Origin of the sequence: Rhizobium redzepovicii, assembly GCF_019793435.1 — a bacterium.
GTDB classification, from domain to species: Bacteria; Pseudomonadota; Alphaproteobacteria; order Rhizobiales; family Rhizobiaceae; genus Rhizobium; species Rhizobium redzepovicii.
The window spans coordinates 131,717-144,203 of the sequence record NZ_JAILYH010000011.1 but is presented as its reverse complement, the minus strand read 5'-3'; the positions used below and the strand labels follow the sequence as shown (position 1 = coordinate 144,203).

General features: G+C 62.0%; 11 protein-coding genes and 1 other RNA gene. All 12 read left to right on the top strand.

Going from position 1 to position 12,487, the window contains the following annotated elements; genetic code table 11:
* Positions 1–141 precede the first annotated feature (141 nt).
* The 12 genes from K6N12_RS18990 (at position 142) to K6N12_RS18935 (ending at position 12,487) form a co-directional block, all read left to right on the top strand.
* Positions 142–849, top strand: a complete 708-nt coding sequence (locus tag K6N12_RS18990; RefSeq protein WP_097628235.1) for a J domain-containing protein — start codon at positions 142–144, stop codon at positions 847–849.
* Positions 846–1,607, top strand: a complete 762-nt coding sequence (locus K6N12_RS18985; protein ID WP_097628236.1) for an N-acetylmuramoyl-L-alanine amidase — start codon at positions 846–848, stop codon at positions 1,605–1,607. Before K6N12_RS18990 ends, K6N12_RS18985 begins: the two co-directional genes overlap by 4 nt.
* Positions 1,608–1,868: 261 nt before the next feature.
* On the top strand, positions 1,869–2,396 hold the full coding sequence (locus tag K6N12_RS18980) for a lytic transglycosylase domain-containing protein (protein WP_097628237.1): 528 nt from the start codon (positions 1,869–1,871) through the stop codon (positions 2,394–2,396).
* 156 nt (positions 2,397–2,552) lie between these two features.
* Complete coding sequence (locus K6N12_RS18975) at positions 2,553–3,740, top strand: NAD(P)/FAD-dependent oxidoreductase (protein ID WP_097628238.1); 1,188 nt, start codon at positions 2,553–2,555, stop codon at positions 3,738–3,740.
* A gap of 11 nt (positions 3,741–3,751) precedes the next feature.
* Positions 3,752–4,927: an NAD(P)/FAD-dependent oxidoreductase gene (locus K6N12_RS18970; protein WP_097628239.1), complete on the top strand. Its 1,176-nt coding sequence runs from the start codon at positions 3,752–3,754 to the stop codon at positions 4,925–4,927.
* 53 nt (positions 4,928–4,980) lie between these two features.
* Positions 4,981–5,378, top strand: an RNA gene (gene rnpB, locus K6N12_RS18965) — RNase P RNA component class A.
* Positions 5,379–5,805: 427 nt separating this feature from the next.
* Positions 5,806–6,243, top strand: coding sequence for a division/cell wall cluster transcriptional repressor MraZ (gene mraZ / locus K6N12_RS18960; protein ID WP_024320776.1), 438 nt, complete (start codon positions 5,806–5,808; stop codon positions 6,241–6,243).
* A 17-nt stretch (positions 6,244–6,260) separates the two neighbouring features.
* Entirely contained in the window at positions 6,261–7,286 is a 1,026-nt protein-coding gene (gene rsmH / locus K6N12_RS18955) for a 16S rRNA (cytosine(1402)-N(4))-methyltransferase RsmH (protein ID WP_097628240.1), read from the top strand.
* 1 nt (position 7,287) lies between these two features.
* Positions 7,288–7,770, top strand: a complete 483-nt coding sequence (ftsL, locus tag K6N12_RS18950; protein ID WP_097628241.1) for a cell division protein FtsL — start codon at positions 7,288–7,290, stop codon at positions 7,768–7,770.
* Positions 7,770–9,530 carry a peptidoglycan D,D-transpeptidase FtsI family protein gene (locus K6N12_RS18945; protein WP_003593354.1) on the top strand — a complete coding sequence of 587 codons (1,761 nt, stop codon included), beginning with the start codon at positions 7,770–7,772 and terminating at the stop codon, positions 9,528–9,530. Before ftsL ends, K6N12_RS18945 begins: the two co-directional genes overlap by 1 nt.
* Positions 9,531–9,536: 6 nt before the next feature.
* Positions 9,537–11,057 (top strand): UDP-N-acetylmuramoyl-L-alanyl-D-glutamate--2,6-diaminopimelate ligase, encoded by a 1,521-nt coding sequence (locus K6N12_RS18940; RefSeq protein ID WP_097628242.1) that lies wholly within the window; start codon positions 9,537–9,539, stop codon positions 11,055–11,057.
* A complete protein-coding gene (locus K6N12_RS18935; protein WP_097628243.1) occupies positions 11,054–12,487 on the top strand; it encodes a UDP-N-acetylmuramoylalanyl-D-glutamyl-2,6-diaminopimelate--D-alanyl-D-alanine ligase in 1,434 nt (477 codons plus the stop codon). Before K6N12_RS18940 ends, K6N12_RS18935 begins: the two co-directional genes overlap by 4 nt.

Here is a 12,487-nt window from a genome sequence, read left to right as displayed (position 1 = left end):
GGAGGAACCTTTGCTGCGGTGCGACAATTACCAAATCGTGAAAACTGTGTTCGGCCCTACGACCAATAGTCGCCTTGCAAAGGCTACGATTCTTTGGTCAAGCTATCTGCATATAAGTTGACAAGCGTGCGAGAGATTTCGATGTCCTTCTGGGAAAAACTGTTGAATGCCATTGGCAATACCGCGGGCAATGCGCTGTCGGCGGTGGTCGAGGCTATCCGAACGGTTTTTGAAGGTGATCCCGAGACCCGGCGCAAGGTGGCTTTCTCCGTGGCGATCATCGCGCTGTCGGCCAAGATGGCCAAGGCCGACGGCATCGTCAGCGAGAAGGAGGTCGAAGCCTTCCGCGAAATCTTCGAATTCCCGCAGGACCAGGCAAAGAACGTCGCCAGGCTTTACAACCTCGCACGCCAGGACGTGGCCGGCTACGAAGCCTATGCCGAACGGCTCTCGACGCTTTGCGTTACCTGCGCGGCCAATTGCACCGTGCTGGAAGACGTGCTCGACGGTCTCTTCCATATCGCCAAGGCCGATGGGCTGATCCATGAGAAGGAACTGAATTTCCTCAGCCATATCGGCGAGATCTTTCAGATGAGCGAGATGCGCTTCGAGCAGATCGCCGCCCGCCACGTCTCCACAGGCGGCGATCCCTACAAGGTGCTCGGTGTGTTGCCCTCGGACGATTTCCCGACCATCCGCCGCCGCTATCACGGTCTCGTCAGCGAACATCATCCCGACCGGCTGATCTCGCGCGGCGTGCCGAAGGAGTTCCATGTCATCGCCAATGAGCGCATGGCGGCGCTGAATGCGGCCTATGCGGCGATCGAGAAGGAACGCCGCGCCGCATGACCTCTTTCGAGGCCGACTGCGGGAGCGCCCGCGTGCAGCCTTCGCCGAACCACGGCGAGCGCGCGGACGGGCGCCGTCCGGACATGATCCTGCTGCACTATACCGGCATGCCGACGGCGGATGGCGCGCTCGACTGGCTCTGTCGCGCCGAGAGCCAGGTCTCCAGCCATTATTTCGTGCATGAGAACGGCGAGGTGGTGCAGCTAGTGCCGGAGGTGCGGCGGGCCTGGCACGCGGGAAAGAGCAGCTGGCACGGCGAGACGGATATCAATTCGCTGTCGATCGGCATCGAGATCGCCAATGCCGGCCACCCCGGCGGACTTCCCGATTACCCGAAAGAGCAGATCGCCGCGGTGATCGAATTGTGTCGTGACTGTGTCGAACGTTGGTCAATCGCGCCGGAGCGGGTCCTTGGGCACTCCGATGTCGCCCCGATCCGCAAGGTCGATCCGGGTGAGAAATTCCCATGGGGCGAGCTCCACAGGGCGGGCGTCGGTCACTGGGTCGAGCCGGCAACGATCACCGGCGGGCGCTTCTTCCAGCAGGGTGATGCCGGCCAGCCTGTCGAAGCGCTGCAGTCGATGCTGTCTCTATATGGCTATGGCACTGAAATCACAGGACAATTTTCCGAGAAGACGGCGGGAGACGTGGAAGCTTTCCAGCGCCATTTCCGGCCTGAACGGGTGGACGGCATCGCCGATTTCTCGACGATCGACACGCTGCACCGGCTGCTGTCGGCGCTGCCGCGTTTTTCCTGAGCGGAAGAGGCCGATTTCCGGCCGATATTTCTGCGGCTGGCGAGAAAACCGCCTCGCCACATCATTTCCCTATTATCTCCTCATTGCGATGGTCTAAGAACGCCCGCTGAACAGCGCTCACGGCTTTTTCAAGTGTAACCACGAGCGCCAAATGAAACGATAAGAATTGCTGCGGAACACGATCAGTCCTTGATCGCGTATGACCGGATGACGGCGAGGCGCGCAGTCCTGCAATTCTATGGGTCGGAGTGAATAGACTACATGAAGAATATGATTGTTGGTGCTGCGGCATGCGTTGGCATGCTGCTGGCGGGATATAGTTTTGCCTTGGCTGGTGATGACTGGGGTGCCAGGGCTGAAACCATCCCGCTGAAAACCGTCGATCGCCAGAGCGGCTATGCCATGCCCGATTTTTCCGCCAGCGTTCCCTATGCCGCGCTGATCAATAAATATGCTGCTGAGTACGACGTGCCGGTCGCGCTTGCCCAGGCCGTCGTGCGTGTCGAGAGCAACTTCAATCCGAAGGCACGCGGCAGCGCCGGCGAAATCGGCCTGATGCAGATCAAGCCGGCGACGGCGCGGATGATGGGCTATTCCGGCACGAAGAAGGGCCTGTTCGATCCGGAGACCAACATCAAATACGGGATGAAATACCTGGCGGCCGCCCATCAGCTCGGCGGCGGGCAGACCTGCAACACGATCCTGAAATACAATGCCGGCCATGCCGCCACGCGCATGAACCCGGTGTCTAAGACCTATTGCGGCAAGGTCCTGGCGATGCTCGACTGAGCTTCGCCGGACGCGTCGGCCGAGAATTTTTCCGGCATTTGCGATATGAATCAGGATGCTTGCCGTGATATCCCCACCTGAAACGAGGTGGGCTACCTCGAGATGAGATTAGGCCACCTCGCGATGAGGTTAGGCCACCTCGACACGAGGTTAGATATGGCAGTCGATTTCAGGTTTATCATCATCGGGCGCGGCATGATGGGGGCGGCTGCCGCACGGCATCTCGCCTCGATGGCCGACGGCATTGCGCTGATCGGCCCGCGCGAGCCGGAGCAACGCAAGGCCCATCACGGGATATTCGCCAGCCATTACGACGAAGCGCGCATCACCCGCACGTTCGACGGCAATCTGACCTGGGGAAGTTTCGCCGCCCGTGCGCTCGACCGCTACCGCGAGATCGAGGCAAGGAGCGGCATTTCCTTCTATTCCGAAGTCGGTTGCCTCTTTGCCGGTCCGCCGCCAAAGGACGAGCAGGACTATATCAACCGGGCGCTCACCGTCAGCCGGACACTCGGCAGCGATATCGAGACCCTCGCGCCGTCGGACCTTCGCCAACGTTTTTCCTATCTTGCCGTCGATCCTGATTTCACCGGATATTTCGAGCGCAAGCGCGCCGGGCACATCAACCCGCGGGCGTTGGTGCGGGCGCAGGCGAGGCTTGCCGAACAGGGCGGTGTCTCGCTGATCGAAGCAACCGCGACATCCGTGCGCGACGCCGGTTCCCATGTCGAGGTGATGGCCGGTGGCAGAACCTACAGTGCCGAGCGCGTGCTGGTCGCTGCCGGCGGTTTCAGCAATTTCAATGCCTTGCTGCCGCGTCCCGTCGATACCAGGGTCATGGCGCGCACGGTCGCCTTCTACGAGATCAGTGAGAACGAGATGGCGATCTTCGGCGACATGCCGTCGACGATCGTGCTCGGTGACCGGGAGGAGGACCACATCTATATCCTGCCGCCGGTGCGTTATCCCGACGGCAAGACCTACCTGAAACTCGGTGGCGACACCGAGATGCTGTCTTTCAGAGAGCTGGAGAATGTCGGCGCGTGGTTCCGTTCGGATGGCAGCGTAGCTGAACGCGAGCATCTCGCAAGCATCGCCCTCACGTTGATGCCGGCGCTTGCCGGCTGCCCGGTCACCTCGGGGCCTTGCGTGGCGAATTTCACGCCGACCGGTTATCCTTATGCTGGATTTACGCAGTCGCCACGCATCGCGGTGCTCACCGGCGGCAATTTCGTCGCAGCCAAATCCTCCGACGAACTCGGACGGCTGGGCGCCGTGCTTCTGACCGAAGGTGCGCTCCGCGACAGTGATTTCGGCGGCGAGCTGACGCCGGTCTTTGCCTGAAAGGGAGCATCATGGCAGTCGATTTCAAATATATCGTCGTCGGCCGCGGGCTGATGGGATCTGCGGCGGCGCGGCATCTGGCGCGCCAGGTGGATGGCGTGGGAGTGATCGGCCCGGACGAGCCTGATGATCGCAAGGCGCATCAGGGCGTCTTCGCCAGCCATTACGACGAGGGGCGCATCACCCGCACCATCGATCCCGATCGCAACTGGGCGCTGCTCGCCAACCGCGCGATCGGCCGTTACCGCGAGATTTCCCGCGACAGCGGCATCGACTTCTATCGCGAGGTCGGCTGCGTGGTCGTCGCGCCTGATGGAAGCGATTATCTCGAGAGGACCCGGCAGGCGGCCGTTTCGCTCGGCGTCGAGACCCGCTTTCTCGATGAGGCTGGGCTGAGGGCCGCCTTTCCGTTTTTCGCCTTTCCCAGTGCCGCTGCCGGCGTCTTCGAGGCAAGGGGGGCCGGCCACATCAGCCCGCGCCGCCTGGTCAAGGCACAGTCGCTGCTGGCGGAAAAGGCAGGTGCTGCCGTCATTCGCGACCATGTCGTCTCGATCCGCAGCGTGGGCGGATCGGCTGTCGTCGAGACTGCCGGCGGCCGGAGCTATTGCGGTGAGAAGGTATTGCTGGCGGCGGGCGGATTTTCCATTGCAGAGAATCTGTTGCCGAAGCCGGTTGCCATGACGGTTTATGGTCGGACGGTAACGCTTTTCGAGGTGAGCGAGACCGATGCGGTGCGCCTTGCGGCCATGCCGTCGCTCATTCTCGATGTGCCCGGCACGCATATCTATCTGCTGCCGCCGATCCGTTATCCCGACGGCAAATTCTACCTGAAGATCGGCGGCGATCCCGACGATCTGGCGCTCGGTGACGAGGTCGCGATGCGCGCCTGGTTCAAAACCGAGGGGCGCGAGACCGTGCGCGCCTATCACGAACGCATCGTCGAAGGTCTCGTGCCCGACTTGGCGCCGCTCTCGATTTCGACGGCGGCCTGCGTCGTCTCGCAGACGGAGAGCGGCTACCCGATGATCGGCTACACCTCATCGCCTGAAATCGCGGTGCTGACGGGCTGCGCCGGCACCTCGGCCAAGAGTTCGGACGAAATCGGCCGGCTTGGGGCTGACCTGCTTTTGTCAGGCAGAATCAGCGAACATGGCTACTCCACGGATTTCACACCGGAATTTCGCTAAATAAATTTTGATTTCGGTGGCAATTGCCATCTCTCTCGTTTATGGGACCCCTGCCAGTTGGCTGGGCAGCCGCGCTCTATCAATGCCGAAAGGCGGTAGGGTGAGGAAAGTCCGGGCTCCACGGAAACACGGTGCCGGATAACGTCCGGCGAGGGCGACCTCAGGGAAAGTGCCACAGAAAGCAAACCGCCTGTCATGACAGGTAAGGGTGAAAGGGTGGGGTAAGAGCCCACCGCATCTCCGGCAACGGAAATGGCACGGTAAACCCCACCGGGAGCAAGACCGAATAGGGATGACGCGGCAGGCCGAAAGGCCTTCCGGCCGGTTTCCAGGCCAGTCATCCGGGTGGGTTGCGCGAGGCAGCGTGCGAACGCTGTCCCAGAGGAATGGCTGCCACGTTCCGGTTCACGCCGGAGCCATACAGAACCCGGCTTACAGGCCAACTGGCGATTAACTTTTGTGGCGCGATCAAGCCCTGATTTCAGGAATCACTTCCCGGTAAGCCGCTGAAATCGAAAGTTTTCAAGTGGAAGCTCATGCAGTCCGCCTGTTGAAAATTCTTTTTGCAAAAGCACCGCTGCGCGACCATCGCGACAGGGCGATCCTAACTCTTTGTTAAACTTAACAGCTTATAAATTTTTGATCATGCGTCTGTTGCAAAATGGGCGTATCCCATTGACGCCCATATGGTCCCATGCTATCCCAAATGCGCACTGCACCAGGGCAATCACCTGCCCATTCATCGCAAAGCAAAGACGTCTTCCTCTCCGGAAGCGTCGGAGGGGTTTTTGCTCATCCGGCTTGCGAAGCTGTGCCTGATATCGGGAGTTTCGGGCGTCTTTTGGTCCGGATCCCTGCGGGAACGGATGTTTCGTGTGATGAGCCGCTTCCTTTCGAATGCGACCAACAGGATCGATGCCAAGGGCAGGGTTTCCGTGCCCTCGGCGTTCCGGTCCGTGCTGGCGCAGCGCAATGTTCAGGAGCTCTATTGCTTCCAGGACTTTGTGTTTCCGGCGATCAGCGTCGGCGGTCCGGATCTTCTCGAAAGATTCGAACGGCAGATTGCTGCGGAGGATCCGTTTTCGCCGGATGCCAACGAGATGTCGCTTCTCATTCATGGAGGCGGGGTCTTCATGAAGCTCGACGCCGAGGGGCGGCTGATGGTCACGGATTTCATTCGCGGCTTTACCGGCATCTCGGACGAGGTGACCTTCGTCGGTCGGGCGGATCATTTTCAGCTTTGGCAGCCGCAGGCTTTTGTGGCTGCGCAGGCGCAGGCACGAGGGGAGCGCAAGCTGGCGGGCAAGCGTTCCTGAAAGAACGAGGGAACGGAATGGTGGCGAATCCTGGCGGAGGTTCAACTGATGCCGGTGGCGGACCGGTTCGTCACATTCCTGTTCTTCTTGATGAGGTGCTTTCGGCGTTGGCGCCCGCGCCCGGCAAGCTCATCCTCGACGGTACATTCGGTGCGGGCGGCTACAGCGCCGCCATTCTTGCGGCCGGCGCCGAGGTGATCGCGCTCGACCGCGATCCGACGGCGATTGCATCCGGCCAGGCAATGGTTGCTGCCCATGGCGGCCGTCTCAAGCTCGTTCATTCGCAATTCTCGCATCTTGCCGATCATGCGCCGCAAGGCGGGCTCGATGGCGTCGTCCTCGATATCGGCGTTTCCTCCATGCAGATCGATGAGGCCGAGCGTGGTTTCTCCTTCCAGAAGAACGGGCCGCTCGACATGCGTATGTCGGCCGCGGGCGTTTCGGCGGCCGATGTCGTCAACCGCGCCAAGGTCGCCGATCTGATCCGCATCTTCCATTTCCTCGGCGAGGAAAGCCAGGCGCCGCGCATCGCGCATGCGATCGAGAAGCGCCGCGAGGAAAAGCCGTTCGAGACGACACGCGATCTTGCCGGTCTCATCGAGCTGGTCACGCCCCGCAAGATGAAGGACAAAATCCATCCGGCAACGCGTGTCTTCCAGGCCTTGCGCATCTTCGTCAATGACGAGCTCGGCGAACTCGCGCAGGCGCTGTTTGCGGCGGAAGCAGCGCTGAAGCCGGGCGGCCGGCTCGTCGTCGTCACCTTTCATTCGCTCGAAGACCGGATCGTCAAGAAATTCTTCTCCGACCGCGCCGGCAAGGCGTCGGGGTCGCGGCATCTGCCGGTCGCGCATGAGCGGGCGGCAACTTTCGCGGCGATCGGCAAGCCGATGGTTTCGGCAAGCGAGGTGGAGGCGGAGATCAATCCGCGCGCCCGCTCCGCCAAGCTGCGCGCCGGCCTGAGGACGGAGGCCGCCGCTGAAGCTGCGGATATGTCGCTCTTCGGGTTTCCCAATCTCGCCAGTCTCGGAAAGCTTGGAGGTTGATATGCTGAAAACGTTCGATCTCGTGCTCATCGGCGTTATGACGGCCACCGCCGCCGTCACCTATACGATCAAGCATCGCGCTGAATTGAAGTTCGAGGAGGTTCATCGCCTCGAAGCCGAGATCAAGCTCGAGGAGGACACGATCGACCTTCTCAAGGCTGACTGGGCGCTGCAATCGCAGCCGAACCGGCTGGAGCGGCTGGTCAAGGCCTATGATGACGAGTTGCAGTTGCAGCCGACGCAATCGACGGCGCTGGTGCATGCTAAGGAATTGCCGATGCTGAAATCCGAGGTTCCCGTGCCCGACGTGACCGAGGCCAAGGCTGGCGCCAAGAGCGCGACCGAGGCCGGCGCGAAAGGTGCAGCCCTGGCCGGCGCCAAAGGCGCGACGGTCACGACGAAGGCGCAGCCCGTTCCAAAACCCGCGCCGCGCGCCGCGGAGGAGGATGAAGCAGACGAGATCGAAACGGGGTCGGTGGAATAATGTCGTTTCTTTCTCGCATCATGGTCTTGAAGAGCCAGGCGCATTTCTCCGCTGGAGTCTACAATCGTTTCGGCGGTCCTTCTCCTGCCGGCCTGGCGATCGAGGGATCCCGCAAGAAGAAGTCAGGGCAGGCAAAAAGCCGCGTCGGTCTGCTGATCCTCGGCTTCATGGGTGTCTATGTCGTCATCGGCGGCCGTCTCGTCGAATATGCGATGAAGGATCAGGAGGTCGTCTCCAGCATCCTGCCGCCCGATCGGCTGATGGCTTCGCGCCCCGACATTCTCGACCGCAACGGCGAAGTGCTGGCGACCGACATCCGCACCGTCTCGCTGTTTGCCGAACCCAACAAGATCGTCGATGCCGACGAGGCGGTCGAGAAGCTTGCGACTGTTCTGCCGGAGCTCGACGTCCGGGATACCTATAAGAAGCTCTCGGTCAAAACGTCGCATTTCGCCTGGCTGCGCCGGCAGCTGACGCCGAAGCAGCAGAGCCAGATCCTGGCGCTCGGCATTCCCGGTATCGGCTTCCGGCCGGAAAAGCGCCGCTTCTATCCGGGCGGCTCGACCGCCGCGCATATCCTCGGTTACGTCAACATCGACAACCGCGGTGTCGCCGGGATGGAGAAATATATCGACGACCAGGGGCTCGCCGACCTCGCCTCGGTCGGCATGACCAGCGACCAGCCGCTCGAGCCGGTGCGGCTGTCGATCGACCTGCGCGTGCAGAACATCGTTCGGGACGCGGTCGTCAACGCCGTCAACAACTTCCAGTCCAAGGGGGCGGGTGCTGCCGTCATCGACGTGCATACCGGGGAAGTGCTGGCCATGGCCTCGGCGCCGGATTTCGATCCGAACGATCCGCAGGAAGGAGCCAAGGAGGGTTGGCTCAACAGGATGACCAACGGCACCTTCGAAATGGGATCGACCTTCAAGACCTTTTCGCTGGCGATGGCGCTCGACACCGGCAAGGTGAAGATGACCGACACGTTCGATGCCAGCAAGTCGATCTATATCGGCGGCTTCACGATCCACGATTTCCATGGGCAGCGCCGCTGGCTGACCGTGCCCGAGATTTTCCAGTATTCGTCGAATATCGGCACGGCGCGCGTCATCGACATCGTCGGCATCGACGCGCAGAAGGACTATCTGACCAAGTTCGGCCTCTTGACCAAGATGCAGACCGAGCTGCCTGAGGTGAAGATGCCGAGCCAGCCGCGGGTCTGGAAGAAGATCAATTCGATCACGATTTCCTTCGGCCACGGCGTCTCGACGACGGCGCTGCAGACAGGGGTGGCGGCGGCCGCTCTCGTCAATGGCGGCAAGCTGATCGAGCCGACATTCCTGCCGCGCAGCCGCGAACAGGCCGATGAAATCGCCACGCAGGTGATCAAGAAGACGACCAGCGACGAGATCCGCTATCTTCTCGATTTCAACGGATACAAGGGATCGGGCCGCGTCGCCCGCGTGCCAGGTTTTGCCGTCGGCAGCAAGACCGGCACGGCCGATAAAGTGGTGAACGGCCGCTATTCCGCGACCTTGAACTTCAACTCCTTCATTGCCGCATTCCCGATCAACGATCCCAAATATGCGGTGATCACCTTCTGCGACGAGCCGAAAACCGGCGAAAAGCAATACGGCGGAACGATCTCTGCCGGTACCGCTGGCCCGATCGCCCGCGAGATCATCAGCCGCGCGGCCCCCATTCTCGGCATCGAGCCGAAATTCGGGGAGGGCGGATCGGCCTTGCTGGTGTCTTATTGAGTGTGAATGAATATCGACGCCGATTCGCGAGGGGTGGACCGGCTTCAAGAGAGAAAAGTGCATTCGATGAAATTGCGAGACCTGGCCGGAGATCAGTTTCCGGAAATTGAAGCACAGCTCGAAGGCCCGGCAGGCTTGCTTGATATTTCGGGCCTGTCTTCGGATAGCCGCCATGTGGCGCCGGGCAATGCTTTTGTCGCTGTCGCCGGCAGCAAGGCGGACGGCGCGGGCTTCATCGCCGATGCCGCCGGCCGGGGTGCCGCCGTCGCGATTGCTTCCCAGGCCGTCGAGGCTTCCATCCCGGTGCTTGCGGTCAAGGAGCCGCGCCGTTTCCTTTCGATCGCCGCCTCGCGCTTCTTCGGCAGGCAGCCGGAGACCATGGTCGCCGTCACCGGCACGGCGGGCAAGACCTCTGTGGCTTCTTTTACCCGGCAGATCTGGGCGCATGCGGGGCATGCGGCGGCGATGATCGGCACAACAGGCGTCGTCTCGCCGACGCGCAACGAATATGGTTCGCTGACGACGCCCGATCCGGTGTCGCTGCACAAACTACTGGCCGAACTTGCCGGCGAAGGTGTCACGCATGCGGCGATGGAGGCTTCCAGCCACGGCCTCGACCAGAGCCGGCTCGACGGCGTCAAGCTTGCCGCCGCTGCCTTCACCAATCTCGGCCGCGACCACATGGATTATCATCCCACGGTCGAGGCCTATATGGCCGCCAAGATGCGGCTTTTCGATACGCTGCTGCCGAAGGGCGCGCCGGCGGTGATCTTCGCCGACGATCCATGGTCGGCGCAGGCGATCAAGGCCGCTGCCGCTGCCGGTCACGATGTGCGCACCGTCGGGCGCAAGGGCGTCTACCTCACCTTGAAACGTGTCGAGCACTTCCGCCACAAGCAGACCGCCGAGATCCATATCGGCGGCGAGATCTTCGAGGTGGATATTCCGCTGGCCGGCGATTTCCAGGTGGCCAACGCGCTGGTCGCGGCAGGTCTTGCCATGTCGACCGGCGTCGAGCCGAAAGTTGCGATGGCCGCGCTCGAGAAGCTCGTCGGCGCGTCCGGCCGTCTCGAACTCGTCGGCCATACGAAAGACGGCGCGCTCGCCTATGTCGACTATGCCCATAAGCCGGATGCGCTGGAAAACGTGCTGGGCTCGGTCCGGCCCTTCACCACCGGCCGCGTCGTCGTCGTCTTCGGCTGCGGCGGCGACCGCGATCGCGGCAAACGGCCGATCATGGGTGAAATCGCCTGCCGACTTGCCGACGTCGTCATCGTCACCGACGACAATCCGCGCTCGGAGGAGCCGGCCGCGATCCGGGCGGAGATCATGGCGGCAGCATCCGGCGCCTCGGAAATTGCCGATCGCGCCACGGCAATCCGCGAGGCTGTTGGTATGTTGCGATCCGGCGATACACTGATCGTCGCCGGCAAGGGGCATGAGGAAGGGCAGACGATCGGTAGCGTCACCCTGCCGTTCTCCGATCATGCGGAGGTGCGCAAGGCCTTGGAGGAACTGCAATCTTGAGCTGGCTCTGGACGACCGAAGACATGATCGCAGCAATGGCGGGGCGGCCCTTCGGCACTCTGCCCGAAGGCATCACCGGCATTTCCATCGACAGCCGCTCGATCAGCCCGGGCGAAGCCTTCTTCGCGATCAAGGGCGACCGTGTCGACGGTCACGACTACGCGTCGATGGCGGTGGCGAACGGCGCCTCCCTTCTCGTCGTCAGTGAGGCGAGGCTTCCGGCCATGGGCCGCCTGACGGTGCCAATGATCGTCGTGGAGGATGTGCTTGCGGCACTCGGCCGGCTCGGCCTTGCCTCGCGCGAGCGCTCCAAGGCCCGGATCATCGCGGTGACGGGCTCCGTGGGAAAGACGACCACCAAGGAAATGCTGCGGCATGTGCTGTCGCCCTCCGGCAAGGTGCATGCCTCCGTCGCCTCCTTCAACAATCATTGGGGCGTACCGCTGACGCTGGCGCGCATGCCTGACGATACGGATTACGGTGTCTTCGAAGTCGGGATGAACCATCCCGGCGAGATCCGGCCGCTGGTCGAGATGATCCGTCCCGATGTCGCCATCATCACGACGATCGCACCGGCCCATCTCGGCAATTTCAAGAACATCAAAGAGATCGCTGCCGCCAAAGCGGAGATCTTCGAGGGGGTCGAGCCAGGCGGCCATGTGGTGCTCAACCGCGACAACGACCAGTTCAATTTCCTCGACCGCACGGCTCAGTCGCTCGGTATCGAGCATATCCATTCCTTCGGCCAGCATGCCAAGGCCGAATTCCGGTTGGCGGAATTCAACGGCGCGGATGAGAATTCGACGCTGTGGCTGACGATCGGCGGCGAGACGCTGGAGGTCGCGATCGGCGCGCCCGGCCGCCATATCGCCGAGAACGCGCTCGCCGCGCTCGGGGTCGTCAGGATCGTCGGTGCCGACATGGAAAGGGCGATCGCAGCGATTGCGACGCTGAAGCCGGAAAAGGGCAGGGGCAAGCGCCACCGGCTTTCGATCGGCAGCGGCAGCTTCACGCTGATCGACGAAAGCTACAATGCCAATCCGGCTTCGATGCGCGCGGCGATCGCACTGCTGGCGGCCTCCGAGCCGACCAGCCGCGGACGCCGTATCGCCGTGCTGGGCGACATGCTTGAAATGGGCGAGTATGCGCAGAAGGTCCATACCGATCTGGCCGTGCCGCTGCTTGCAGCCGGTATCGAACATGTCTGGCTCGCCGGCGCAGAGATGGCCGCGCTCAAGGAATCGCTGCCGGAAAGCGTCCATGTCGAATATCGCGAGAACACCGCCGAATTGACGGATTATGTGTTGAACTCGGTCGCGCCAGGCGACGTGTTGATGGTGAAATCGTCTCTGAGCATCGGTTTCGGCAAGATCGTCGCCGCGCTCCTTGACAAGTTCCCGCCATTTTCCGACACGCAACGCGAACTTTGA